22 protein-coding genes are annotated in these 25,782 nt (G+C 60.0%); 11 read left to right on the plus strand and 11 right to left on the minus strand.

Features of this window, described 5'->3' with window-relative positions; genetic code table 11:
- Positions 1 to 13: 13 nt before the first annotated feature.
- Both CFB17_RS13705 and CFB17_RS13710 read right to left on the minus strand, forming a co-directional pair.
- The gene (locus tag CFB17_RS13705; protein ID WP_207762097.1) at positions 14 to 835 is read right to left on the minus strand and encodes an ABC transporter permease; all 822 of its coding nucleotides are present in this window, start codon (positions 833 to 835) and stop codon (positions 14 to 16) included.
- 122 nt (positions 836 to 957) lie between these two features.
- The gene (locus tag CFB17_RS13710; RefSeq protein WP_088562133.1) at positions 958 to 2,010 is read right to left on the minus strand and encodes an ABC transporter substrate-binding protein; all 1,053 of its coding nucleotides are present in this window, start codon (positions 2,008 to 2,010) and stop codon (positions 958 to 960) included.
- A gap of 346 nt (positions 2,011 to 2,356) precedes the next feature.
- Here CFB17_RS13710 and CFB17_RS13715 point away from each other — a divergent pair, with 346 nt between their 5' ends.
- Positions 2,357 to 3,067, plus strand: a complete 711-nt coding sequence (locus CFB17_RS13715; RefSeq protein WP_133063910.1) for a GntR family transcriptional regulator — start codon at positions 2,357 to 2,359, stop codon at positions 3,065 to 3,067.
- A 360-nt stretch (positions 3,068 to 3,427) separates the two neighbouring features.
- Here the strand turns inward: CFB17_RS13715 and CFB17_RS19250 are convergent, their stop codons facing one another.
- Positions 3,428 to 3,625 (minus strand): hypothetical protein, encoded by a 198-nt coding sequence (locus tag CFB17_RS19250; RefSeq protein WP_088562136.1) that lies wholly within the window; start codon positions 3,623 to 3,625, stop codon positions 3,428 to 3,430.
- A 686-nt stretch (positions 3,626 to 4,311) separates the two neighbouring features.
- Here CFB17_RS19250 and CFB17_RS13730 point away from each other — a divergent pair.
- The 10 genes from CFB17_RS13730 to hydA all read left to right on the plus strand — a co-directional run bounded on the left by CFB17_RS13730 (position 4,312) and on the right by hydA (position 14,985).
- On the plus strand, positions 4,312 to 5,013 hold the full coding sequence (locus CFB17_RS13730) for a GntR family transcriptional regulator (RefSeq protein WP_088562137.1): 702 nt from the start codon (positions 4,312 to 4,314) through the stop codon (positions 5,011 to 5,013).
- Between the two features lie 99 nt (positions 5,014 to 5,112).
- On the plus strand, positions 5,113 to 6,036 hold the full coding sequence (locus CFB17_RS13735) for an allantoinase PuuE (RefSeq protein WP_088562203.1): 924 nt from the start codon (positions 5,113 to 5,115) through the stop codon (positions 6,034 to 6,036).
- On the plus strand, positions 6,029 to 6,505 hold the full coding sequence (locus CFB17_RS13740; protein ID WP_165769618.1) for an ureidoglycolate lyase: 477 nt from the start codon (positions 6,029 to 6,031) through the stop codon (positions 6,503 to 6,505). Before CFB17_RS13735 ends, CFB17_RS13740 begins: the two co-directional genes overlap by 8 nt.
- 58 nt (positions 6,506 to 6,563) lie before the next feature.
- Positions 6,564 to 8,150, plus strand: coding sequence for an ABC transporter substrate-binding protein (locus CFB17_RS13745; RefSeq protein WP_088562138.1), 1,587 nt, complete (start codon positions 6,564 to 6,566; stop codon positions 8,148 to 8,150).
- A gap of 161 nt (positions 8,151 to 8,311) precedes the next feature.
- Positions 8,312 to 9,328, plus strand: coding sequence for an ABC transporter permease (locus tag CFB17_RS13750; protein ID WP_207762098.1), 1,017 nt, complete (start codon positions 8,312 to 8,314; stop codon positions 9,326 to 9,328).
- Positions 9,325 to 10,206, plus strand: a complete 882-nt coding sequence (locus tag CFB17_RS13755) for an ABC transporter permease (RefSeq protein WP_088562139.1) — start codon at positions 9,325 to 9,327, stop codon at positions 10,204 to 10,206. The genes CFB17_RS13750 and CFB17_RS13755 overlap by 4 nt, the downstream gene beginning before the upstream one ends.
- Positions 10,206 to 11,864, plus strand: coding sequence for an ATP-binding cassette domain-containing protein (locus tag CFB17_RS13760; RefSeq protein ID WP_088562140.1), 1,659 nt, complete (start codon positions 10,206 to 10,208; stop codon positions 11,862 to 11,864). The genes CFB17_RS13755 and CFB17_RS13760 overlap by 1 nt, the downstream gene beginning before the upstream one ends.
- The gene (locus tag CFB17_RS13765) at positions 11,861 to 12,781 is read left to right on the plus strand and encodes an NAD-dependent epimerase/dehydratase family protein (RefSeq protein ID WP_088562141.1); all 921 of its coding nucleotides are present in this window, start codon (positions 11,861 to 11,863) and stop codon (positions 12,779 to 12,781) included. Before CFB17_RS13760 ends, CFB17_RS13765 begins: the two co-directional genes overlap by 4 nt.
- A 21-nt stretch (positions 12,782 to 12,802) precedes the next feature.
- Positions 12,803 to 13,558, plus strand: a complete 756-nt coding sequence (locus tag CFB17_RS13770; RefSeq protein ID WP_088562142.1) for an SDR family NAD(P)-dependent oxidoreductase — start codon at positions 12,803 to 12,805, stop codon at positions 13,556 to 13,558.
- A 29-nt stretch (positions 13,559 to 13,587) separates the two neighbouring features.
- Positions 13,588 to 14,985, plus strand: coding sequence for a dihydropyrimidinase (gene hydA, locus CFB17_RS13775; RefSeq protein ID WP_088562143.1), 1,398 nt, complete (start codon positions 13,588 to 13,590; stop codon positions 14,983 to 14,985).
- A 995-nt stretch (positions 14,986 to 15,980) separates the two neighbouring features.
- Here the strand turns inward: hydA and CFB17_RS13790 are convergent.
- The 8 genes from CFB17_RS13790 to CFB17_RS13825 form a co-directional block, all read right to left on the minus strand.
- Positions 15,981 to 17,684, minus strand: a complete 1,704-nt coding sequence (locus tag CFB17_RS13790; protein WP_133063911.1) for a GMC family oxidoreductase — start codon at positions 17,682 to 17,684, stop codon at positions 15,981 to 15,983.
- A gap of 22 nt (positions 17,685 to 17,706) precedes the next feature.
- Entirely contained in the window at positions 17,707 to 19,188 is a 1,482-nt protein-coding gene (locus tag CFB17_RS13795) for an aldehyde dehydrogenase family protein (RefSeq protein WP_088562147.1), read from the minus strand.
- Positions 19,189 to 19,278: 90 nt separating this feature from the next.
- Positions 19,279 to 20,124, minus strand: coding sequence for an amino acid ABC transporter ATP-binding protein (locus tag CFB17_RS13800; RefSeq protein ID WP_322112142.1), 846 nt, complete (start codon positions 20,122 to 20,124; stop codon positions 19,279 to 19,281).
- Positions 20,108 to 20,764, minus strand: coding sequence for an amino acid ABC transporter permease (locus CFB17_RS13805; protein ID WP_088562148.1), 657 nt, complete (start codon positions 20,762 to 20,764; stop codon positions 20,108 to 20,110). Before CFB17_RS13805 ends, CFB17_RS13800 begins: the two co-directional genes overlap by 17 nt.
- Positions 20,765 to 20,822: 58 nt before the next feature.
- The gene (locus tag CFB17_RS13810) at positions 20,823 to 21,668 is read right to left on the minus strand and encodes a transporter substrate-binding domain-containing protein (RefSeq protein WP_088562149.1); all 846 of its coding nucleotides are present in this window, start codon (positions 21,666 to 21,668) and stop codon (positions 20,823 to 20,825) included.
- Between the two features lie 58 nt (positions 21,669 to 21,726).
- Positions 21,727 to 22,734 (minus strand): proline racemase family protein, encoded by a 1,008-nt coding sequence (locus CFB17_RS13815; protein ID WP_088562150.1) that lies wholly within the window; start codon positions 22,732 to 22,734, stop codon positions 21,727 to 21,729.
- A 3-nt stretch (positions 22,735 to 22,737) separates the two neighbouring features.
- Entirely contained in the window at positions 22,738 to 23,415 is a 678-nt protein-coding gene (locus tag CFB17_RS13820) for a GntR family transcriptional regulator (protein WP_088562151.1), read from the minus strand.
- Between the two features lie 1,180 nt (positions 23,416 to 24,595).
- On the minus strand, positions 24,596 to 25,327 hold the full coding sequence (locus CFB17_RS13825) for an SDR family oxidoreductase (RefSeq protein ID WP_088562152.1): 732 nt from the start codon (positions 25,325 to 25,327) through the stop codon (positions 24,596 to 24,598).
- Positions 25,328 to 25,782 lie beyond the last annotated feature (455 nt).

The raw sequence follows: 25,782 nt of genomic DNA on the forward strand, positions 1-25,782 counted from the left end.
TGCAATACCCATTTCAGCCGCCCCCCATGCTGGCCTGCCCCTTGGGCACCCAATAAAGGACGCGTGCCTGAACGGCGCGCAGAGTGAAATCGAACACCGAGCCAATGACCCCGATAATGACGATGGTGAAAAAGACCAGACCCGGATTGAAGGTGTTGCGCGCCATCATGATGACTTGGCCCAGGCCGTAGCCGACTCCGGTTGCCTCGGCGATCAGGACAACCATCCAGGCGCCGAACAGGTTTAGCCGAAGGACGACGAGGAGCCCCGGCAAGATTGCCGGCAGAATCACCCGCAGGAAGATCTGCCGGCGTGTGGCACCCATGATGCGGCCCACATTGATGTAATTGCGATTGACCGAATCGATCTGGCTGATCGTCGCCAGCACCATGGTGAAAAAGAGGGCAACGAACACCATAAACACGGCCGGCTTGTTGCCGATGCCGAATAGGAAGATGGCAACGGGCAGCCACGCCACCGGCGAGACCGGTGCCAGGAGGGTGACCGTCGGCAGAACCAGCTTTTCCACCGGCGCCCAGTAGCGAATGGCGATGCCCAGCATCAAGCTCGCCACCGTCGCCAGCAGGAGGCCAGCTAGGACGCGCAGGATCGTGGCCATGATCGTCAAGAGCACCGCCATGGTCGGCGACGGCCCAGCACTGGCATCGACGCCAATGGTCCATCGCTCGGCTGTGTTGAAGAACTGAGCCTGCTCGGCAAAGTTTCCGAGAAAGATGTGTGGTGGCGGCAGAAGTCTGGGGTCAGCCCAGCCAATATACCACAAGAATTCCCATATTCCGGCAAAGAATGCAATCGACAGGCATGTCCAGAACAATTTTGGCAATGCCCCGAGGATCGCGGCCCATAGCCGAAACATGCGCGACGGCGCATGTTTCGGCGCATTCGTTCGGCCAGCGCGCGGAGACGCCGTCGCCGTCGTGCCCATACGTTGTTTCCTCAGGCCGATTTGTATTTCAGTTTACCATAGACCTCCGACGATTCCTTGATCGCCGCTTCCAGAAGGCTCCAATCGATCGCGTCCTTCCCGGGCTTCTTCTTCAGATATCCCATCTCCATCACCGATTCGACGCGGGTCAAGATGAAGTCTTCCTGAGCGCGCTGATCGACCTTGGGTGGCTGCTTGCTGGCGCCGATCCGGGCATTCTCGAGCGAGAGCTTGTAGTAAGGCCCGACCAGTTGCTTGAGCGTCTCCTCGCGCTCGCTCTCGAAGAGATACTGTCCTTGCAGCATGCCTTTGATCAGGGCCTTGATGCCGTCGGGGTTCTTCTCAATCACCTCCGTGCGGGCGGCCAGCACACAGTCGGAATATTCGGGGCCGTATACGTCGATGCCATCGGACAGCAGCACGGCTCCCTTGACATCCTGCAAAAGAGCGGAGGCGTAGGGCTCGATGACACCGGCAATGTCGATGGCGCCCGCCTTGAAGGCCTCGACTTGCTCCGGTGTCGAGCCCAGATAGCGGACATTGATGTCAGAAAAGGACAGGCCGTTCTTCTTCAGCCAGTCGTAGGGCAACACTTCCAGCGTATCGAGCTGGAAGGTGCCGAGGGTCTTGCCCTTGAGCTTGGCAGGCGTGTCGAGGCCGGGCTGGGCGACGACCGAGCATCCTTGAATGCCGCCGCCGCCGACGATCCGCACCGGCGCGCCGCCATCATAGAGTGCCAAGAAGCTCGTATAGGGCAGCACGCTCACATCGACCTGGCCAGTGGCGAAGAAGGTCACCTGATCGGCGTTGGTCGGCGTGTTGACGAACTGCAGGGTAACGCCTTCCTGCTTTGCCAGCTGGCGCGCATGGGTCATGAAAAAGGCGCTGTTGCAAAAGCCGGTGCCATGGGTGCCCTTGAACACCGTATCCTCCGCCGCCTGGGCCGAAGGAACGAAAGGCAGCCCAATGGTCAGCGCCCCGGCTGCGGTGGTCTTGAGGAAAGACCGCCGGCCGAGACGCATATGGCTCGGATTCGGAAATCCGCGATCGCAGAATTGGCACATGACGCGCGTCTCCTTCGTCTCGATTGAATGTTTCGGGCTGCGACCCCGCGGCCGCCGTCGAGACAGCGGCCATAAAGCAATCCGCATGCCATTATTTAAAGTGCAGGTTTTACAGGTAGTTAGATGCTTTCGATCAAAATATTGTAGACAATTTTTGCAGATTGGCGACAAAAAGCACATATTGTATGCAATCTAGCCAGTTGCCGGCCGATTCATAGGCTGATGGCTGGGCATCAAGCGTGGGGCCTGCTATCCGACAGGCATCAAAACATTCTAATCATGGGGAATTATAGCGTTGCGGCCAGGTGCTCAGCGCAAACGCACCGGCCGGAAGGGAGCCTGCCAATTGCCTCCGAGCCGGCTGGCAAGCAACGAGACCGGGTTTTGGGCAGCGGCCCAGAACGACCCGATCGTCCGAGCTATCGTCGATGCCATTTCCGCCGGACGGCTACGCGCGGGGACCAAGCTCGGCGAGGAGGAACTGGGCGCCTTGTTTGGCCTCGGGCGGACGCGTGTGCGCCAAGCCCTGCGTGCGCTCAGCTTCGCCGGGCTTGTCCGGCTGGAACCCAATCGCGGTGCCTTCGTCACCTCCCCTTCGTTTGAGGAGGCCGAGGCGGTCTATGCGGCCAGACGCCTGATCGAGAGCGAGACGGTGCGCGAGGCAACGCGGCACTGCACGGCCAACGATATCCGCCGCCTGCGCACCCATTGCCAGGCCCAGGAGGCGGCGAGGGCGGACCAGCCACGCTACATCCGGCTCCTGGCCGAATTTCATCTCCTCATCGCCGAAATCGGCGGCAACGTCGTCCTTAGTGAATTGCTGGCTCAACTCCTCCCGCGTACCGCCCTTATGCAGGCGCTCTATCAGCCGGCGGGCGAGGGCGGCGGCGCCTGCCCGACGGACCACCACATGGAGATTGTCGGGCTGATGGCACAGGGCGACGAGGTCGGCGCTGCCTCCAGCATGACCACGCATCTGACGCGCAACCTGCGCGCCCTGGCTATCACGGAGGAGCCATCGCCGCCATCGGATCTGACGAGCGCCCTTCTCCTCTAGCGACCGCGCGCGCCGAGCCTGTCCAACCACCCTGGTCAATGCCTCTAGCCGGATGGATCACGACGTTCGCACAGGCCATACCCTGCGCCGAGACCCCGGCCAAGGCCGGCTTGGCATAGGCGAACTCTACGCGAATTTGCCCGGAAAGCTCGTCGAGAATGTTGATTTTGTTGACGCCTGGACCATGCAGGAGATCCTGGCGGATCACCCTGGCCTGTCGTGCCGGCCAGTGCTTCGGCAATCCCTTGGCCGCCACGCATAAGGACCAAAACTTACATCGGAATATTCGCCGTCGACGAGCGGTTTAAGGACACCCGGCGGCTGATTCCGCGCCTCGTCTCCAAGCTTCTTGCGCCCCGATCAATTCTTCTTCAACGAGCGATAGAGGGTGCTGTCCTTCAACTTCACCGTCAGAAAGGCGTAGCCGGAGCACGAGGTCATCGCTACACGGTCGCACCGTCTTAGTTGCTGAAACCGCTTCTCAACCAGCTCGTCCACAAGGCCATGCATCGCACGCCCGGCGCCTTCCCCGCGATGCCGGGCGGCGAAAAAGATCAATCTGGTCGGCGGTCCATCAAAGGATTGGTCTAGGCGCGCAGCCTCCGCTTCTCGCTCATCAAGTCCCGCGGGGTGACGCCGCCGAAATACCGCTTGCGGCGTCGTGGACAGCCCGTCCCTGGGAGGACCCGGCTTTCTTGTGATGTTCTTTCTGCTCGGCCAGCAACCGCCTTGCCCCGGCTTTCCCGTGGTCACGCCCGCCGTCTTAGCGGCGAGGATAGCTCGCTGCCGCTATACTTCGCCTGAACCGTGTAGTAGGTCGCGCACGACATTCCATGCTGATGTCAGCCCTTGTCGCCAACACACTCGTTTTGCCTTTGGCATGACACGTTCTTTTGAAACTTGATCGCGGCTTCGTCACCCCTCGTTTTAATGGATCTGATCCCGGCTCCGAGCAGACAGAAATCCAACGACGTCATGGGCAACGGGATCGACGCTTCAATAGACAATTTTCAGCGCCGCCTGAAGAACAGGACTTATATCTTTGCGCGATGGACTATCGAAAACCATGCGTCGGCACAGGTGTTCCGCTTGGGAGGTGTTTGTTGAGGAGGGTGGATGTCAAGCGCGGCCAAGCACTTGGGCGATCTGTTCTGTCGCCTGCCCCGGAGCAACGGGTCCGACTGGCCCGTCGACCCTGACCATCCGGCCGGTCATTGGCGCGCTCCCCGTCGAGGTAGCACTCGATGAATGACCACGACATGGCGGTGAAGCTCAGAGGCAAGCACCCGATCGAGGATGTCATCTATGAGCGGCTTGTCGACGCCATCATCGACAAGCATCTACGCGCCGGTGCGCATCTGAATGAGGTCAGGCTGGCGGAAGCCTACCAAGTACCACGCTCGCGCGTGCGTCGCGTCCTGGAGCGGCTGCGTGATGAGGATGTTGTCGTTTTCGAGCTCCACCGCGGAGCATTCATCAGCCGACCGACGATCGAAGATGCGTACCAAGTATACGAAGCGCGCCGGGAGCTCGAGTGCGTCGCCGTAAGGCTGGCATGCCAGCGAGCCACATCTGAGGATATAGCCCGACTGAGCGAGCATCTAGATATAGAGCACGCCGCCTTCGACAAGCAGGATCCCAGCGTCAACCGTGTTGCGAGCAACTTCCATACATTGATCGCCGATATTGCCGGCAACCCCGTCCTGTCCCGAATGCTTTCAGGTCTCATCCGGCGCTGCGTGCTCATTCAATCGGTCTATGAGCGTAAGAGCGGCATTCTATGCTTAACGCACGAGCATAAGGCACTTGTCGCGCATATCGCCGCTAATCGCCCGGACGATGCGGCGCGCGAGATGGCAGATCATTTCAACAATATTCTCTCGAGCCTCGACCTGACCGAAGCCCGACGTCAGGAAGCCGACGTCTACGAGTTCCTCCGAAGCTAGCCAACAATCAAACTCTTGAAGAGGCAGAAAGATTTTCGGCACGTCTTTTGCTTGATGTGGTTGCACGCAATCGTGCATACATTTTTGCCGGAAATCTGCATGCCGCCTTCTCCGCACCTGCGACCCGAGCGCAATCTCGTCGGCTACGGCAGACAGACACCGACCGGCGCCTGGCCGAACGGCGCTCGGCTGGCGATCAACGTCGTAGTCAATTATGAGGAAGGCTCGGAGCGCTCTTTCGCCATGGGCGATGCAGATCAGGAGCCGATGACCGAATGGGGGAGCTATGCCTTCCCCAAGGACATCCGCAATCTGGCCATGGAGTCCATGTATGAGTATGGCTCGCGCGTCGGCGTGTGGCGTATTCTCGATTCGCTGGCCGATGCACGAATCCCAGCGACCTTCTTCGCCTGTGCCGTGGCATTCGAGCAGAATCCGGCCGTGGCACAAGAAGTCGTGGCGGCCGGCCACGAAGTCTGCAGCCACGGTTATCGTTGGGAGGAAGTGTTCCGTCTCTCCGAGGAAGAGGAGCGCGAGCATATTCGGCTGGCCGTAAGCTCCTTTGAAAAGACGTGCGGCAAGCGACCTGTCGGCTGGTATTGCCGCTATGGGCCTAGCATCCGCACGCGGCGACTGGTTACCGAAGAGGGGGGATTTCTCTACGATTCCGACGCCTATAACGACGACGTGCCCTATTTCGTCACGGTGGACGGCGTACGCCGCCTCGTTGTGCCCTACACGTGCGACGTCAACGACATACGCTTCTGGAATTCACCAGGCCTCTCCCAAGCCGACGATTTTTTCCGCTACATGCGCGAGACGTTCGACGTGCTTTACGCCGAGGCCGCGCGTGGCCCGCGCATGATGTCGATCGGGCTCCATCCGCGAATGATCGGCAGGCCCGGACGCATTGGCGCCCTGAAGCGCTTCTTCGACTATGCCCGCGGGTTCGGCAATGTCTGGTTTGCGACGCGCGAAGACATTGCGCGGAGTTGGCTCGCCCGCGAGGATGACAATGACTAAAATCGCCGCGCGCGCCATCACCGCCCAGGCCTTTGCACCTTTTGGCACGTTGTTGGACGGGCCAGGTGCGACCGCCTGCCCTTATAGCGGACGCCCGGAGGCTCTACCGATCTTCGAACTGGTCGCAGCGCCAGGGCCATCGGGCGCGGACGCGCATGTCGTGAAGGTGATGGAGCGACACCCCCATTCCACTCAAGCCTTCTTCTCGCTGGATGCAACCGATTATCTCGTCGTCGTGGCTCCCGATGCAGAAGACGGCGGTCCTGCCCTCGACCGCGTAAACGCCTTCGTCGTCCCCGGCGGCAGTGCCATCCAGTATCGCGTCGCCGTCTGGCATACGCCGATGACCTCACTCCGTCCGCCCGGACGCTTTGTTCTTCACGTCCACAAGGACGGCTCGAGCGCAGACTGCGAGTTCGTTGACGTGTCCCCGATCTGCGTACGGCTGGAAGAAAAGCAGCCTCGCTGAACAAACTCTGCCCGCCAAAGCCCTTATCGAACAAGTTACGCCTAGAGGAATTGTTGCAATGCGGATGACATGGGGGCTTCCGAAAGCCTCACTCCTTGCGCTCGCTCTCGTAATCGCCGGCGGCCCAGCCTTTGCACAGAGTGCCAGCGAGACGCTGCTCGTCGCCGGGCCGCGCACGCCTGAATCGCTCGACCAGGAATATCCGCCGACGGAAGCCGGCCATGAGGCGCGGCGCAACATTTTCGAGCGGCTGCTCGTCTATGCTATGAAGACGGATCCGAATGGTGCGAGGGTCGAGGACTTCACCAAGATCGAAGGCGGACTTGCGGAAAGCTACGAGATAGCCCCCGATAACAAGTCGATCACCTTCCACCTGCGCCACGGCGTCAAGAGCGCCGCTGGCAACGAGATGACAGCGGACGACGTCATGTGGACCTTCCAGCGCGGCTGGAACATGAAGGCCACATTTCACTGGTACATGACGCAGATCCTAAAGATCGAGAGCTTCGATGCCTTCCAGCGGATCGATGATTATACGGTCAAGGTGTCCGTTCCGAACCCTTCATTGCTGCTCGCTCGACTTTGGGTCAATAACGACCTGGGTATCATCGACTCGGTCGAGGCCAAGAAACATATTACCGTCGACGATCCCTGGGCCACGCGCTTTCTCTCGACCGGGTCCGCATCGTTCGCGCCCTATTACATCTCCAAGTTCTCGCCGGGCCAGGAAGTCATCTACGATGCCAATCCTTATTATTATCGCGGCCCGGCAAAGCTGAAGAAGATCATCTTCCGCGAGATGCCGACCTCCTCCAATCGTCTGGCTGCCTTGCAGGCCGGCTCGATCGATGTGGCTGAATGGCTGACACCACGTGAAATCGCCCTCGCCAAGCAGATTCCCACCATCAAGGTCTGGGAAGTCTTCGGCAACTACACGCACCGGCTCGAAATGAACAACAACATGGCGCCTTTCGACAAGGTCGAAGTACGTCAGGCCCTGAACTATCTCGTGCCGCGGCCGCAGATCGCGCAGAGCGTTTACATGAACACGGCGCGTCCGACAAAGAGTCCTGTGTCCGAGATCTATCCGGCTTATACCGACGATAGCTTTCCTTATAAGGAAGATGTCGCCAAGGCCAAGGAACTGCTGGCGAAGGCCGGTTACAAGGACGGCTTTAAGACCGAGTTGGGCTATCGGACGGGCGAGCCTCTCGAAGAGCAGATGGCGGTGATCCTCAAGACGGCGTTTGCTCGTGCCGGCGTTACCGTCGATCTCGTGCAACTGCCGGCATCCAGCCTCGTGGAGCGCTACACCAAGGGCACGATGCCGATGTTCTTCATCCGCGACATGGCGATCGTGCCCGATGCCGCCTATGTCGCCAACCTTTTCATCAACAGCCAGTCGATGGTCAATTTCTCGCACTATAAGAACGCGGAAGTCGATGCGCTTATCAACAAGGCGCTCATCTCGACGGATGAAAAAGAGCGCGAGGAAGACATGAAGAAGGTCCAGCGCGTCGTCGTTGACGAGGCACCTTGGGTGTTCCTCTTCAATCCTGGATACCAGCTGGCAACCAGCGCTAAAGTAAAGGGATTCTCCTGGTACACACCCAACAGCAATAGCTGGTACGATTTCAGCAAGTAAGCGCTCGAGATCGGCTTTGTTCTAACGACCTCTTTTACCAGGATTGCCGTTGGCCCGGTCGCCCAGGCGGCCGGGCCCGAGCTTATCGCCGGACTAGAGAGACTCTCGCATCTCACAAGATGGACGCGCGTATGCTTACCGGATTGCGACGGTTCCAGCAGATGCTCCCACGCAGCCTGCAGATCATCCTTCCACGCCTCTTGCTGCTCGCTCCGCAGATGTTCGGCGTGCTGTTCGTCACATTCTTTCTCATAAGGTTGCTGCCGGGAGATCCGGCCGTACTGCTGCTCGGCAACATGGCGACACCGGAGGCGGTCGCTCAACTGCGAGAACGACTGGGCCTCAACGACAGCATATGGGTGCAATTCATTGCCTATTGCCGGAACGTGCTGCACGGCGACCTCGGAATCTCCATCTTTACTTCTCACCCTGTGCTTACCGATCTGATGGAGCGCGCGCCGGCAACATTAGAGCTCATTTTTTACGCGATGATCCTTACCGTCGCCATCGGCTTGTTGCTCGCGGTGGTCTCGGTCGTCCGCCCGGGGGGCTTCACCGACGTCGCAACGCGCATCTATGGTCTGGCCGCCGGCGCCATTCCCGATTTCTGGATCGGCCTGATCCTCATCTTCGTCTTTTTCTCGAAGCTGGGCTGGGCCGCCGCTCCTTTTGGGCGCATCGATGCCATGCTCTCAGAACCACCCTACGTTACCGGCTTTTATACGATTGACGCGCTCGTGGCTGGCGACTTCGGTGTCCTGCATTCCGCAGCCGGACGTCTGCTGCTTCCCGTGATCACGCTGGCTGTCGTCAATGCCGGTGCCCTGATGAAAATGACGCAAAGCGTCTTCGGCAAGGTATGGGCCAGCCCGTTCGTCCGTCATGCACGGGCCTCAGGCGTGCCCGAGCGCGTCATCATACGGGCAGCACTGCGTAACAGCCTGCCGCCAATCATAACCATCGTCGGCTTCCTCGTCGGCTTCCTCCTGGGCGCTGCAGTCTTGGTGGAGACGATATTTTCATGGGGAGGGCTTGGTCAGTACGCCGTACAGGCCGTCATGAACAGCGACTATCCCGCATTGCAAGGCTTCATCCTGGTCGCGGCCGCGTTCATCCTCGTAGTCTATCTGATCGTCGACATTCTCTACGAACTTGTCGATCCAAGGATCCGGGTATGAGCCGCATTCCACACAGTTTGCGGAGCCCGGCAGCCGTGATCGGTTTCGCCCTTCTGTTCCTGCAGATCCTGCTGATCCTGTTTGCCCCGCTACTCAGCCCCTACAGCCCGGTGGAGGCCGACGCCTTGGCCTCCCTCCAGCCCCCTTCTGCCGCCCATTGGTTCGGCACCGACATTACCGGCATGGATGTTTTCTCGCGGGTGATCTACGCAACGCGCATCAATCTGCTCATCAGTGTCGTCTCGGTCGCGGTGGCGTTTTTGATTGGTGTGCCTCTCGGCCTGTTCATCGGTTACTATAAAGGCATCGTATCCAGCCTGGTCATGCGCCTATTCGATTTCATCCAGGCCTTTCCGATCTTCGTCTTGGGCATGGCACTCGTTGCCGTCATGGGGCAGGAGATCTGGAACGTGGCGATCGTCCTTGCCATTCTGTTCACGCCGGTCTTCGCCCGCCTCATCCGTGCCGAGGTTCTCTCGCTGCGGGAGCGCCCCTTCGTGGCCGCCGCCAGGTGCAGCGGTGCCAGCGACCTGCACATCATGTTCGGCCATCTGCTGCTCAACGCGCTGTTGCCCGCCATGGTGCAGGTGTCGATCTCCATCGGCATGGCGATCCTTTTGACAGCCGGCCTCTCCTTCATCGGGGCGGGCGTGCGTATGCCTGTGCCTGAGTGGGGATTGATGGTCTCATCGGGTGCCCAGCAGATGATCCTCGGGGTGTGGTGGGTCTCCCTTTTTCCGGGCCTTGCCATCGTCTTTTCCGTTCTGTGCTTTGCGCTCTTGGGAGACGTGATCCGCGATCTGCTCGATCCGACCAAGACGCGCCGAGCGGTCAGCACGAGCACCGACATCATACCCGGCATCGGAGGTCCGCTTTGATGCAAGAAGTGCCTTCCGTGCCGCTCCTAAGGATCGACTCCCTGCGCGTCGAATCGATCACCCCTACAAGTGCGCCGCCGTTCCTACAGGGCATCAACCTTCGTCTCATGCCCAACGAGATTCTGGGCGTGGTCGGCGAGACCGGAGCCGGAAAGTCGCTGCTGGCAAGAGCCATCCTCGATCTTTTGCCTGAAGACCTCCGCGTGACCGAGGGCGAGATCTTCTCGCGCGAAAGGCCTCTAAGCCGTCTCAGCCCAGCCGAGCGACGGGCGTTTCGCGGTGGCGAGGTCGCGCTCATTGGCACCAATGCCAAGGAATTGCTCGACCCCGTGGTGACGGTCGGCAGCCAACTGGTGCGCGTTTTGCGCAGCCACCATCGTGTCTCGCGGCGGGAAGCGTGGGCGCGGGCCGTCAGCCTCCTTGCCGAAGTCGGGATCGTCAACGCCAAGGAGAGGGCGCACGCCTACCCGCACGAGCTTTCGGGCGGGATGGCGCAGCGCGTCGTGATCGCGATGTCGCTGATCAGCGAGCCCAAAGTGGTGCTGGCCGACGATGCCACTCTCGGCCTCGATGCCACCGTCTCGGTGCAAGTGCTGGACATGCTCGTCGAGCGGACCCGCAAGATGGGCGTCTCGGTGATCCTCATCACCCACGATCTCGGCATCGTCGCGCATTACTGTAATCGGGTGGCGGTCATGCGCAGCGGCCGAATCGAAGAGATCCGTGACACGGTAGACTTTCTGGCACGTCCCGACCATCGCTACAGTCAAGATCTCCTGGAGGCGGCCAAGGCCCGGCCGATCCCCTGGGTGCGGTCGATAGGCAAGGCCGACACACCGCTCCTCGAAGTCTCCAACCTCGTTAAAATCTTTCCCGGCAAGCGGCCCGGCGAGGAGGTGAGGGCTGTGGATGGCGTGTCCTTCCTCATCCCGCCAAGCGAAACCCTGGCTTTGGTTGGCGAGAGCGGTTCGGGCAAGACGACGATCGGGCAATGCCTCGTCCGTCTGTTGCAAAGCGATTCCGGCCGGGTGCTCTTCGACGGCCAGGAGATCACGACGTTGTCCGAGGCGCGATTTCGGCCTTTGCGTCGACGGATCCAGATGGTCTTTCAAGAGCCCTACGTCGCATTGAACCCGCGTTGGCGCGTGCGCCACCTTGTGGATGAGCCACTCCGCATGCTCGACAAGCTCACCTCGGCCGAGCGGCTGAAGAGGGTGCACGGCATGCTGGAGTTAGTACGGCTGCCCGCGCGATACGCCGAGCTCTATCCCTACGAGTTGACGGCCGGCGAGCAAAAGCGCGTCGGCATGGCCCGTGCTCTGATCTCTCGGCCGGATTTCGTCATCTTCGACGAACCAACGACAGCACTCGACATTCGCGTGCGCGCCCAGATCATCGACCTCGTGCGGCAGTTGCAGAGCGACATGCAGCTTTCCGCCCTGTTCATTACCCATGACCTGAATTCGGTGCGCTCGCTTGCGCACAATGTGGCTGTGATGAACCGCGGGCGCATCGTCGAGATGGGTTCCATGGAAGAGGTCTTCGCGCGCCCGAAAGATCCCTACACGCAAAAGCTTCTGGCGGCCGAGCTCGGGATCGAAGGCATCCACGGCCCGCAAGGCAGTGCCGCGGCGAAGAAGAAGGGAACAGTCGATTGAGCAACGACACGACGCTCATCACCGGCGCCTCCGGGCTTATCGGCCAGGCCGTGCTCGCCCGTCTTCTCAAGGAGGGCCGCAAGGCGGTCGGTATCGATCTTCGTCTAAAGCCGGGGCAGCTTCCCGTCCAGATCGTCGATCTTGGCGACATCCACCAGTTGCACGCCTTGGCCGAGCGCGAGGCCGTCGGTTCAATCATCCATTGCGGCGCGGTCTCGGGTCCGATGGTGATGGTGGACAATCCCTACGGCATCATCCAGACGAACGTCGTCGGCACCGCCAACATGCTGGAGCTGGCGCGCCTCCGACGCATGCGCAGGCTGGTCTTCTGTTCCTCGACAAGCGCTTACGGGCCGACGGAACCGCCGGCGTCAGACTCCAAGGGGATTCCCGAGAAAGCCCTGCTGGCGCCAGACAGTGTGTATGCTTCGACCAAAGTGGCCTGCGAGGCATTGCTCGCCGGCTACCGCCAGCAGCACGGTCTCGATGCCGTCTCGGTGCGACTTTGCTGGGTATACGGGCCCGGGCGCACGACGGAATGCGTCATCCGCACCATGATCGAGAGTGCGCTTTCAGGGAAGAAGGCTCTTATTCCATATGGCGCGGACTTCCCGCGCCAGTTCATCTATGTGGACGATGCCGTGGAGGCCCTCTTGCGGGCCCGCGACGCATCGACATGCCCGCAGCCGGTCTATACGGCCACGGGCGGAAGCTTCCTCACCATCGGGGAAGTACGCGACCTGGTCGTCGAAATCTGGCCCAAGGCCCAGATCGAGGTGGCACCTGGGGCGGATCCACATGATTCCTACCAGCATCGCTTCGATAGCACCGCCATCGCCCGGGACCTCGGCTTCGAACCGCGGATGACCCTGGAGCAGGGAATTAAGGCCTACGCCACCTGGCTTTCTTGTCACTGAGTCGAATGATTGGAGACGCTTTTGGATCTCTTTAGCCTTGCGGGCCGGACCGCTCTCGTTACCGGCGGGAGCCGGGGTATCGGTGCTGCCATCGTTGGATTATTCGCCGAGCATGGTGCCAAGGTCGGCTATTGCCAAGTTGACGACCAAGACAATGCAGAAGCCCTGGCTTCGCGATTGAAGGAAAAGGGCTATACCGTTCATCATACCGTCTGCGACGTCGCGAAGGTGGATGACGTCGACGCACTGGCCGCATGGAGCGCCTCCACGCTCGGCCACGTCGATATCCTGGTGAACTGTGCCGGGATCGGCGGCGATCTTCGCTTCGAGGACATCACCGTCGAAGCGTTCGACAGGATGATCGGCGTGCATCTCCGCGGCACTTTTCTGGTGACACGGAAATTCTATCCGGCCATGGCCGAACGTGGCTGGGGCCGCATCATCAACGTCTCCTCACAACTGGCTTACAAGGGCGCCCCCGGTCTGGCGCACTACTGTGCTGCCAAGAGCGGCATTGTCGGCTTCACGCGTGCACTTGCCTACGAGGCGGCGCCGCGCGGCGTGACCGTCAATTCCGTGGCGCCCGGCGCCACCGAAACCCACATGCTGATGGGCCTGACCGACGATTGGCGTGCGATGAAACAGGCGGAAATCCCGCTCGGCCGCTTCGGCAATCCGCAGGAGATCGCACCCACGGCCCTCATGCTCGCCTCGGATGCGGGCTCATTCTACGTCGGCCAGACGCTCTCGCCCAATGGCGGCGATATTCTCCTTTAACTGAATTTTGCCCTACAGGTCTCCGCCTCATGTTCGATCTTGTGATCCGCAACGGCACCGTCGCTACGGCCGCCGACGTTTTCAAAGCCGATATCGGCATCCGCGCCGGACGCATCGTTCAGCTCGGTGAAGGGCTGGAAAAAGGCGTTGAGGAGATCGACGCCACAGGCCGCTTCGTGTTGCCGGGTGGCATCGACAGCCACGTGCATCTCTCGCAGCCCTCGGGCGACAATATCGCCATGGCCGACGACTTTGCCAGCGGAACACTCTCGGCCTTGTTCGGCGGTAATACGTGCGTCTTGCCCTTCTGCCTGCAACAAAAGGGCCAGTCGCTTCGGAAGGCGGTCCAGCTTTACCACGAAGAGGCCGCGGGCAAATGCTACACGGACGTGTCATTCCACCTGATCATTTCCGATCCGACACCATCCGTGCTTGGTCAGGAGTTGCCGGCACTCGTCGCCGATGGCTATACGTCGTTCAAGATCTTCATGACTTATGAAAATCTCCGCCTGAATGACGCGGAGATCCTGGCCACGATGGACGCCGCACGCCGGACTGGCGCTCTCGTCATGGTCCATTGCGAAAACGAAGACGCCATCCGCTATCTCATCGGCCGTCACGAGGAGGCCGGGGATGTCAAGCCAAAGGCGCACGCAATGACCCGCCCGGTCGCTGTTGAGCGTGAGGCTACCCACCGCGCCCTTTCCTTGGCCGAGATCGTCGACGTGCCAGTCGTCATCGTCCATGTGTCCAACGGTCAGGCCATCAACGAGATAAGGGCTGCACGGATGCGCGGCCAGCGTGTGGTCGGCGAGACCTGCCCGCAATATCTGATGCTGACCGCCGATGACCTGGACGGCATGAACTGGGAGGGGGCAAAATTCGTCTGCTCGCCTCCACCGCGCGACAAGGACGAGCAGGCTGCGTGCTGGCTAGGGCTGCAGGAAGGCGTGTTCGACCTATACTCCTCCGACCATTGCCCATTTCGCTACAATGACCCCAAAGGCAAACTCAACCCGCGCGGGCGGTCCAGCTTTCGTCACATACCCAACGGCATTCCCGGGGTGGAAACGCGGCTACCCATCCTGTTTTCGGAGGGGGTCATGAAAGGACGGATAACGCTGCCGCGTTTCGTGGCGCTGACCGCCACCAACCATGCCCGCACCTATGGATTGGAGCGCAAGGGTGGGATCGCCATTGGCATGGACGCCGACCTTGCGATCTGGGATCCAGAAGAACGCCGCACGATCCGCCATGCCGATCTCCACGACGGCGCCGACTACAGCCCCTATGAGGGTCTCGAGGTCCAAGGATGGCCTACGACGGTCATTCTTGGCGGCCACACGATGGTGAACGAAGGGCAGTTGGTCGGCACGCCGGGAACAGGCCGTCACGTCGCGCGTACGCGCTCACAAGTTCTGCCTTGACCCATATAACCGCGCCTAGGCGACGCTATCCTGGTTGTTCCTGCTCCATTATGCGTCGATCTATCTGTTGCGGGACAGGGCGTTCCTCGCGATCCGGAAGATTGTACAGGCCATGGCCCCCGTCTTCTCGGCGGGCCTGATCCTATGCGCCTTCGCGCTCTTCCGCGGCGAGGATTGGCCGACCAAGCGAAAGACCGAAATTCTTTCCGTCATAGGGGGCTGATCGTCGGTATCAACTATCCTTGAATATATTGGACGGAAGGGCGCCTCGTCTCGAGCGTGGCGGCGATTATGACCGCAACCGTTCAGAACTGGATATGTCTGGCCGAGGCGCTTGTCCTGAAGACGTGGCGGCTTAGCTCGACGAGCGTCGGTACGGTGTTACTGGCGCTGGCCGTGGTAGCACTGATCACGGGTGCAAGCGGATATGGGGAAGGGATGATGATCGGAACCGCGGTCCCTGCTCGCCGGAAGCGTATCCTTCGCGGTCGGAACCTTGCCCAGTCGCAAGCTGCCGCCTCCCAAGGATCAAGCCATGTGGCCGGGTTCGCAACTTAATTTCAGCGGCGCGATCATCTTCGCTGCGCCGGCATTCTTCTCATCGTCGCTGGGTTTATTTCATTCCGCGCATCAAGCGCAAACTCGCGCTGCATGCCGATCTCGGTCCCGACTGATCCATGGAGCGCAGGGCAGGCGTGGACGTCGGACTGACAGAACGGATTGAACTCGATAAGCAGCCGATGAGAACATCATACGCGCTTGGCGCATCCTCGGATGCGGCTAGCCTGTCGACCACCGCCATCCAGCAGTCCTCATTCGAGCCGACCGAGTCCCTTTCGTTGGACACAAAGACAGCTAGCCAAGCGGCACTTACGCCTTAGCGGCAACGATGGAGCCGACTTGGAGAGCTAAAGGCACAAAAGCCAACCATGAAGGCTGGCTTTTGTTTGACTTGCGTACGCCCACCTTAAGCGCGTCCGGTCCGACCATTTGGGCTAACCGTTAGCTCGGCGGTCTTCGAGGATCAGATCGGCTGCCTTCTCAGCGATGGCAATCGTCGAGATGTTCGTGTTGGCCGCGACGATCGACGGCATGATCGATGCATCCACGACGCGAAGACCTTGCATCCCGCGCACGCGACAACGCTCGTCGAGGACGGCCATCGGGTCGCCCCCCGAACCCATCTTGCAAGTGCCTGAGACATGCCAGCCCGACCAGACGGTGTCCTTGACCCACTCGGCGATGACCTCGTCATCCTTGCTCATTTCCTGCGCCCGACCATAGGGTGGGAACTTCATGCGCGTGACGAGATTGCGCGTGAGAGGCGACAGATCGAGCATGAAGGCAGCTGCCGCCGTCTTCACCCAGGTCGAGAAACGCGGCACGCTCAATGCACGCACTTCATCTGTGTAGCCTGCAAGAAACCAGGTGTTGACGAACGGCTTGACCTCGGGGCTGTCCATGAGGCGGACCATGCGTTTGAACCCGTCAACCAGACGGGCAAGGTCGCGATAGTCCGAGGCCAAATTGAGATCGACGATCGGCTCGACTCCAGGATCGGAACTAGCCAGCCGCACCGTGCCTTGTGAATAAGACTTGTTCACACAGACATTAAGGGCACCCATCGTCATGCCCAAGCGATGCCAGCCAGCCCGATTGACCGGCATCAGGAGCATGTCACCGCGATGGCAGTCAGCAACGCCGGAGGAGTAGCGAACACCCATATAGATGTGGCGCCGCTGGGTTCTTCCAATCCGCGCATTGGGCTTGAGATGGGCGCCGAACGCCAGATGGGGATGGTCGGTCAGGTTCTCGCCTACACCCGGCAGATCGTTGACCACTTCGATGCCGCGTTCGCGGAGATGGGCAGCTGGACCGATGCCGGCTCGAAGCAGGATGGCCGGCGAGTGCAGAGCACCCGAGGAGACGATGACCTCCTTTCCCTGGACCTTCTGCAGTTTACCCTCGAGGCGCACCTCGATCCCAGTCACCCGCAGGCCATCTAAGATCAGCTGCTTGACCTCGGCATTTGCAAAGATTCTAAGATTGCCGCGCGAGCGTGTCGTACGGTCCAGATAGCCGAGCGCTGTCGAGACCCGCTTGTCGTTCTCATTTGAGAGCGGCATCGGATAGGCCGCATCCTCGAAGGAGCCGTTATAGTCGTAGCCGTAGCCGTAGCCCTGAGCGTTGGTTGCGGCCAACATGGCCTGGGTGAAGGGAGCCCAGTCCTTTGGAAAGACGCGACGGATCGGAATCCGCCCGTCTTGTCCGTGCAATTCCCCGCTAAAATCCTGGTCCCGCTCGAGCTTGCGGAAATAGGGCAGCATGCCCTCCCAGCCCCACCCCTTGAGGCCCATGGCCTCCCAATCGTCGTAGTCCGCGGGAAGACCGCGTACGGCAAATTGGCCATTGATGCTGGAGCCGCCACCCATCACCCGGGCCTGCTCCAGCTTGGAGGGCTTGGCTCGACCGTCGTTCCATTTGGGCGAGCGGGTGTAGACCCGCAGATTGGTCCAGTGGAAACGAGGATCAAAGTAAGATCGGCCCGGATAGCTGTCCTGGATGACGTCTGGGACGTCCTCCGGTGGCGTGTCGGGGCCGGCCTCAAACAGCGCCACAGTAGCGCTGCCTGCTGAAAGCCGGTTGGCAAGAACGGCGCCAGCCGACCCACCGCCCACAATTACATAATCATAAGTCATCGGATGCGCCAAAGCTCTAGGGTCAGGCCGCGTAATTGATCCAGACAGCCTTTTGGCGCGTGTATGTCTCGATGCCGACTCGACCCATGTCCTTGCCGAAACCCGACCCCTTGAAACCGCCAGCCGGGAAGGTGAATTCAGGTCCGCGGCCATTCTGATTGACCCAGACCATCCCGGATTCGATCTGCTCGGCCGCAAGGAGCGCCTTTTTGATATCGGTCGTGAAGATGCTGGCGGCGAGCCCATAGGTTGGATGGTCCGCCATCGCGATACCTTCCTCCACCTCGTCGAAGCGGTGAATGGAGGCAATCGGGCCGAAGAACTCCTCCTGATAACCCGTCATCTCTGGCGTCACGCCCTCAAGGAGCGTCGGAGCGTAGAAGCTGCCCTCGTTGCGGGTCTCGAGCCGCGAGCCACCGACACGTGCGGTTGCGCCTTCGGCCAGAGTCTTTTGCACGAGACTGTCAATCCGAGCCAATTGCTTCTCATTGATGATCGGGGGGAAATCGCTTGCCTCTCTCCAGGTCGGGCCAGGAGTGATGGCCCGGCAGCGTGCCTCGATTTTCTCCACCAACTCGTCCGCGATTTTCCGCTGGATGATGAGCCTGGAGCCGGCCGTGCAGACCTGACCGCCATTGCCCATGAAGCCTGCGGCAACCTTGGCGGCCAGGGCATCCAGGTCCTCGTTGTCTGCGAAGATCAATTGCGGGCTCTTGCCACCCAGCTCCAGCGTCACCGGCTTGGTGCCGTGACTGGCCGCCAAGGTCATGATGGCGACGCCAGTGGCGGTCGATCCTGTGAAGGAGATTTTGCCGATCGACCGATGTCGAACGAGAGCGGCACCCGTCGTCTGGCCATAACCATTGACGACGTTAAAAAGCCCCTTAGGCAGACCCGCCTCAGTCGCGATCTCAGCCAAGAGGAGGAGTGTGTAGGGCGTGAGTTCCGAGGTTTTTATCAAGATGGCATTGCCTGCCGCCAGGGCCGGAGCAAATTTCCAGGCAGCCGTGATCATCGGAAAATTCCAGGGCACGATCGCCGCAACGATGCCATAGGGCTCGGGGCGAACCATGCTGAGAATGCCCGACTGGGTCTGGGTCGTCTGACCCTCCAGCTTGTCGCAATATTCAGCAAAGAAACGGATCGTACCTGCCGTACGCGCGGCATCGCGAACAGTGGTCTCGGCGATCAGCCTCGTCGAATTAGCGGCCTCCAGCCTGGCAAGATCGAGACTGCGTTGCTCGACCAGTTCAGCGAACCGCGTGAGCACCCGGGCCCGCTCGATCGGTGCGATCTTGGACCAATTGCTGGCTTTCAGGGCCTGGCGTGCCGCTTGCACGGCTGCTTCGACTGCTTCTTCGCCACCATCTTCGAGCGTACCCATCACCTGAAGGTCCGAGGGACGGCGAACTTCGATCGGCTCACCACCGAAATCGATGTAGCGACCGCCAATATGGTGGCCCTTGGGGATGCTGAGCGAAGAGGGGTCGAAATCCAGAGACATTATCGGCAGTCCTTAAATCATGCGTCCGCAATGCGGCCATGCGGTCGGCGAGCCGACGCCTGGGCCGGCCACTTGTCGAAAAGGGGACGGTCAGCGTGCGTCCAGGAAGGGCCGGAGCATTTCGGCACTTTCGTGGAAGCGGGTGACAAACCCCTTGAGGCGAGGATGTTCGGGATGCAGCAGGACCTCGGCCGGTGGGCCGTCGGCAATGATGCGTCCCGCGTCGAGGAAAACGACCCGGTCTGCGATCTCGAAAGCGAACCCCAGTTCGTGGGTCACGACAACCATGGTCATGCCGCTTTTGGCTAACGCCACCATCGCCTTCAGCACTTCACCCACTAGCTCGGGGTCGAGTGCCGAAGTCGGCTCATCGAACAGCATGACTTTTGGATTCATGGCCATGCCGCGAGCTATGGCGACACGCTGTTGTTGACCACCAGAGAGCTGGGCTGGCCGTTTGTCTACATGCTGCTCCAGGCCCATGCTGGCCAGGAGTTCCATTGCCCGGGCACGTGCCTCGGCTTTGGACTTCATCTGGACGATCACTGGCCCTTCCATGACATTCTCAAGAGCCGTCATGTGGGGAAAAAGGTTGAACTGCTGGAAGACCATACCGGTATGCGAGCGGATCTTGTTGATCTCACGCATCGGCAGACGGATTCGATCGCGACCGTGATTGTCGTGATCGAAGATTCGTTCGCCGTCGATATCGATCCGCCCTGCATAGGGCTGGTTCAGCAGGTTGATGCAGCGGAGCAGGGAGGTCTTACCCGAGCCGCTCGCGCCGATCAGGACGACGACTTGGCCGGCCTCAACTTTAAGATCGACGCCTTTGAGGACTTCGTGATTGCCAAACCGGAGCCTGATGCCGGCTAGATCAAGGATTTGTGCGGATGACCGTGGGCTGCTGGCTGCCATCTCAGTGGCCTCCGACATGGCCGCGTTCGACCTTGCGTAGAATCAAGGTGAGCGGAACCAGGATGATGAGGAAGATGGCGCCGATGGCCGTGTAAATCTCCATCGGCTTGTAGGTGAAACTGCTGATATAGCTGCCCTGGTAGAGCAGATCGGGAACCGTGATCGCCGAAAGCAGCGTCGTATTTTTCATCTGGATAATCGATTGGCCGGCTAGGGGCGGGATCATCCGCCGGATTGCCTGGGGCAGGATGATCCGGCGCATCCTTTGGACATAGGACATGCCGAGCGCCACTGAGGCATCAGTCTGGCCGCGGTCCACAGATTGCACACCGCCTCGAAGGATCTCGGCGTAGAACGAGCCAATATAGAGGCTTAGACCTGCAAAACCCGCCCATCCCTTAGTAATGTTAACGCCCAAGAAAATCGGGAGCGCGTAATAGATCCAAAGAAGAGTGACAAGAAGCGGAATGTTTCTAAAGAATTCGACATAAATACGACCGATATAGGTCAGAATTTTGAATGGGCTGAGCTGAATCAGGCCCATGACAAGGCCAATGGCCAGCCCAACAGCGATGCTACCGACCGTGTAATAGAGCGTGACCCACAAGCCCTGGAGAATAAGCTGCCAGTTACTCGTGATCACCGTATAGTCAAACATAGCTGACCTCGGCGTTGGACAAAACGGAAATGGGCCGGTTCTTGCCGGCCCCTAACACTTAGAAGCTGAAGTTCGGCGGCAGGATGGAGAGATCGAAGCCGTGCGCTTCAAACGACCGCGCCAGGCGGCCTTGGGCGATGCCCAGCGAACGCTCTTGAAGTATCCAGTTGGTCAGGAAGTTGATGAAGCCCTCGTTCCCAGGCTTGCGGGCAACGGCCAGCGTGGCTGGATTGCGCAGCATAGGTTCAGGAACGGAGAGTTCGCCAATGCCTTGCTTGGACACCTGGAGCGCGTCGAAAACAGCCAGGATCACCGCGTCGGCCCGGTTCGAGCGGAGCTCGAGTAGCGCGAGATTACGGTCTTCGACCGTCGTGATCTTGGCCTTGGGCAAAAGCTGCTCTGCCACGACCTGCATCGTGCTGCCTTTTTGGACAACGATCCGCTTGGACGGGTCGTTAAGCTCCGCCCAGGTCTTGACCGGCTTGCCAGGCGGAGTGGCCACGGCCCAGGCATCGGTGAATAGGGGTTCCCAGAGATAATCGACGACGAGCCCTCGTTTTGGGTTGGGGTTCACACCGATCGCCACATCGATCTTGTTCGACTGGAAATCGGCAGCAAGATTGCCCCACGTCGTCTCGACAGGCTGCAGCTTGACGCCCAGGTCGTCAGCGATCTCTTTGAGGAAATCGACGTAGAACCCACTCCACTCGCCGGTCTTCGGATCCTTGATGTAGCCGGGCTCCTCGCCAATCATGACCGGCGCGCGCAGCTCGCCGCTAGACTGGATCTGCTTAAGGACGGCGGATGGGTCGTCATCGGCGCGAGCAGGCGCCGGCGCCGTCAGGAGGAGGCCTATAAAGAGCGCTGCGGTGCCAGCGAAAAATTGGCGTTTGGTTGTAGACATCGATGGGTATCCCGGCGGAATTGATGCATTGATTGGTTCTATCCCGAGGCCGCGGTGCTCAACGGCAGAGAAACCCCCCATGCAAGGGGTCATTCTTTTCTTTGAAAATCGTGCCCATCGTCGTGATGAAAGCTTGGCCGCTGATCTCCGCGATGACGGCTGGCTTGTCCCCTATGCAGGTGCGCTCGGCTATCTTGGCCTCGAACGGCACGCCCAGCACGTTGAGCGCTCGATAAGACTGGCCATCACCAATCCGACCCTGGTGGACCAGTTGAGCCAGCCTCGCTGACGTTCCGGTCCCGCAGGGACTGCGGTCGAACTTATTGGCTTCGAGAACGAGGATGTGACGAGCGCTCAGGGTTTCGCTCTGGCGAGCCTCATCCGCATAAAAAAGAACGCTGGCTGACGCATCCGTACCGACCGCAGCGCTATGCGCGCGTAGAGCATCCTTGATGCTGGCTTTGATGGCCGCTCCCTTGGCCAGCGCCTGACCGACTGTTCCGTCGTGCAGGTCGAGACCCAAGGCTCGCGCATCGACGAGCGCATACCACATCCCGCCATAGACGATATCGGCCTTGACCGTGCCGATGTCGGGAACTTCGACGATCAACCCGTCGATAGCCACGTATGAGGGAACATTCTTCACCCGGACACTGGCGAGCGTGCCGTCGTCACTCCAGTCCAGCCCGACCGTGACGATGCCAGCCGGGGTTTCGAGCGTGAAAGAAGAGCCGTCGGCTGCCGTGATCTGGCCGTTGGCAGCCAGCGTCTTTGCGTAGCCGATCGTTCCATGGCCACACATGTCGAGATAGACATAACTGGAGATGAAGAAGGCCCCGTAATCGGCGACGCGGCTTGGAACCGGAATAAGGCCTACCATGGCCGCGTGACCGGCCGGCTCGTGCAGGAGTGCAGGACGGAGATGGTCAAAACGCGCCTTGAAGTCGTCACGCATCGCCAGGACGCTCTCGCCACGCAAGGGCGATATGCCGCTTAGAATGACACGCGTTGGATGGCCTGCCGTGTGCGAATCGATAAATGCGTAGCTCGCCGAGCTTGCCAGCATCGTTCAAGCCTCTCCGTAGCGTTCGGCGATGACGTCGCGCATGATCTGCCAGATGTGGTGGATCAGTTCCTCGGTCAGGGCCTTGGAACGGGCGACATCGCCTTGGACGATGTGGCGCCAGATCACCTGCGTCCCGGGCGCGGTAATGGCCAGGATGCGCGGTTCGCGGACATAGGCGAAATAGCGGTAGCGCAGTGCCTGTTTGCCAAGGCTGTTGATCAGCCGGGTCAATGTCTGGTTGGCGGCCAGGCTGTAGATGAGCCTTGAGCCTTTCACGTCGCCTTGGAAGAAGGCCTGGGCGTCATTGTCGTTAAAGGCCCGCTCCAGTTCGGGAAGCAGAGACAAAAGCTGGGCCTTTTCAGGACCGTCGTTGCCGGCAGCGGCCCCAGCAGCCAGCCCTTCGAGCGGAATGCGGCAGGAATAGATCTCGTCGAAATCCTTGAGCGAGAGCGGCGCGACCCAGATGCCGCGTCGGGCCGCGCGGTTGACCAGGCCGTCGCGCTCGAGGAGCCGCAAGGCTTCACGCACCGGCGAGCGGCTGACTCCATAATGGGCGGCCACTTCTTCCTCTGTCAGGCGGGCGCGGGGCTCAAGTCGGCCAAAGATGATATCATCTTCCAGACGGCTCGCGAGAGCCTCTGGAATGGCCTGGGTGAGATCCCCTGTTCCTTCATACTGCATGTATCCTGTATACAATATCCAAAATGCAATTCAAGCAATCTGAAGCCTTCAGGGCGAAGAAAGAATGGCGCGCATGGACCCTATGACGTGATCCCACGATCAGGCGATTGGGGATCGCCCTGAAGACCTAGCCTACCTTACAAGCTTGCTTTGTCTCGTCGTTAAGCGAAGCGGTTCAAGCGGGCCTAGAACGGCTCGTTTGGTCTGCGATACCCTACGACCGCCGACGCTAGGCCCTTGGAGCAACAGCAGCTGCCGCACTGATCGTCCGAGCGTGACGCGGCGAGGACCCGCGCCGGTCCTTTCGGCCTGCAGGCAAAGCAGCCTCAATTCCGCTCACGGCCCGTAGGGCACGCCTCAATAGGTGGCGTGGAATTGTTGGATGGCGATCGCTTCAATCGAAGCGAGTTTGCCGCATAGGCCTTATACTAGTCATAACTCACATTATGGATTTTACCAGGCGACATCCTGGTCTCACACATCGTCAACCACGCCACGCTGTCGCAGCGTTTTCTAGACGTCGTCGCCGACTCAATCATCGAACGTTTTGATAACGAAAAAGGTCACGAGCGGCGCCGGGCTGTATCAAGGCCGAGCGGAGATCGAGTGGAGCCGCACAAAGGTCGGCCACGACTGGACCCGCAAAGCCACGGCGAACCTGAGTGGAAAGATTTCCCGCCTCTCGCACCTGTCATGGTCGGTCCGCGCGGCCATCGGGCAAATCACAGTTGAACAACGTCATAAGCTCCCGCCGGGCAGCGTCGCTGTCCGATACACCGACGAAGGCAACCATTTGCGACGTCTGTTTTGGCCGTGGCGTCGCTAGCTCTCTCCCGCCCACACGATGCCCCCGCATTGATGCGGGCATAGGGACCGACCCGATGGCGTATTACCGCCTCGTTCTCGCTCTGGTTTCGCTTGACGTGCCTACCGATCGCCTGGAAGGGTCGTGTTTCCACAAACTATGTTGTGGTTCCCGGGTAAAGGCGTCCAATGACGGGCGCCTTTACTCGTTGATGGCGGCTGGCGCCGCGCTAAGCACTGAGCCGCGCGGTGTCGCGGACGGCCCATTGCGATAAGCATGTCCGCATGCCGGATCAAAGCTGCCACCAAGTGCGACCGATGTTTTTTAGCCGACCTCGTCGACGAGGATACTTGCGCCAACGAGGTCGGGCGACGATCAGACCCGATCGAAATTCGTCGGCAGCACGAGCATGTCGCGGATTGTCACATTGCGCGGACGGGTAAGGATATAAAGAACGGCATCGGCCACGACGCTGGGCTCGATCAGGCTACCCGACTCCTTTGCCTTGCGGAGGTTTTCCTCAGGCCAGTCCGCCAGAAGCGCCGAGACGACCGGGCCGGGCGAGACCTGAGAAACCCGTATCCCATGCGGGATCAGCTGCCGGCGCATGGTTTGAACAAAGCAGGTGACCGCCCATTTCGACCCGGCATAGACTGGCTCCCAATAGGTCGGGAAATGGCCGGCGATCGACGATGTCACAACGATGTCTCCGGATCCGCGCTCAGACATATGCGGGATCACGTCGTGCACGTTCTTCATCACCGCATTGACGTTGAGTGTCAGCATCCGATCGATCGTGGCATTATCCGTCTGGATGAGATCACCGCCGATATAGGTACCGGCGTTGCAATAAAGAATATCGATGTGATCGACCTTGCCCAGGATCTCGGGCACCATCTTTCCACAGCTGTCAGCGTCGATCAGATTGGTGACCTGGGGGATGGCCCGGTCACCCAGCCGCGTCGCCAGTTTGCTCAGCTCTGCCTCGTTCCAGTCCACCATGACGACGAGAGCACCCGCCGCGAGCAGAGCCTCGGTCGTCGCCAAGCCTATGCCTGAAGCGGCACCCGTGATGACGGCGATCTTGCCAGCCAGTGATATGCCCATCTTCCTGCTCCCTATTTAACTTATCGTTTTGTGCCGCGTTAGCGCCAAACAGCGGATATCGATCACTCTACTTCCGGCTTGCAAGGCAGGATAGCTCAGCCGATCAATTCTGGCCTCACCCCGTCACCATGGCCAGTGTCCGCATCCTTGATGGCATGAGGTGCGCGGCATGGGCGATGCTAGCTTGACAGGATCGCTTCAAATCACCGGACGCGCGCGTTCCCCTGGTCAAGGTCAGACAGGCCAACTGGGTTTGCGTTATGCTTGTCACTTTTGACCAAAGATCAGGCCTACAAAGACGTTCCAGGCATGTGAATCGAGTGAATTTACAGACAAAAATAGTATTATATATCGCGATAATAGTTTTCTATTATAATAGCCGGTTTTTTATGAACAGCACAATACAAACTACCAATAATTATACAGGACTATAGATTTATAGCCGATTTAATTGG

The organism is Arboricoccus pini (assembly GCF_900187945.1).
Taxonomy (GTDB): Bacteria; Pseudomonadota; Alphaproteobacteria; order Geminicoccales; family Geminicoccaceae; genus Arboricoccus; species Arboricoccus pini.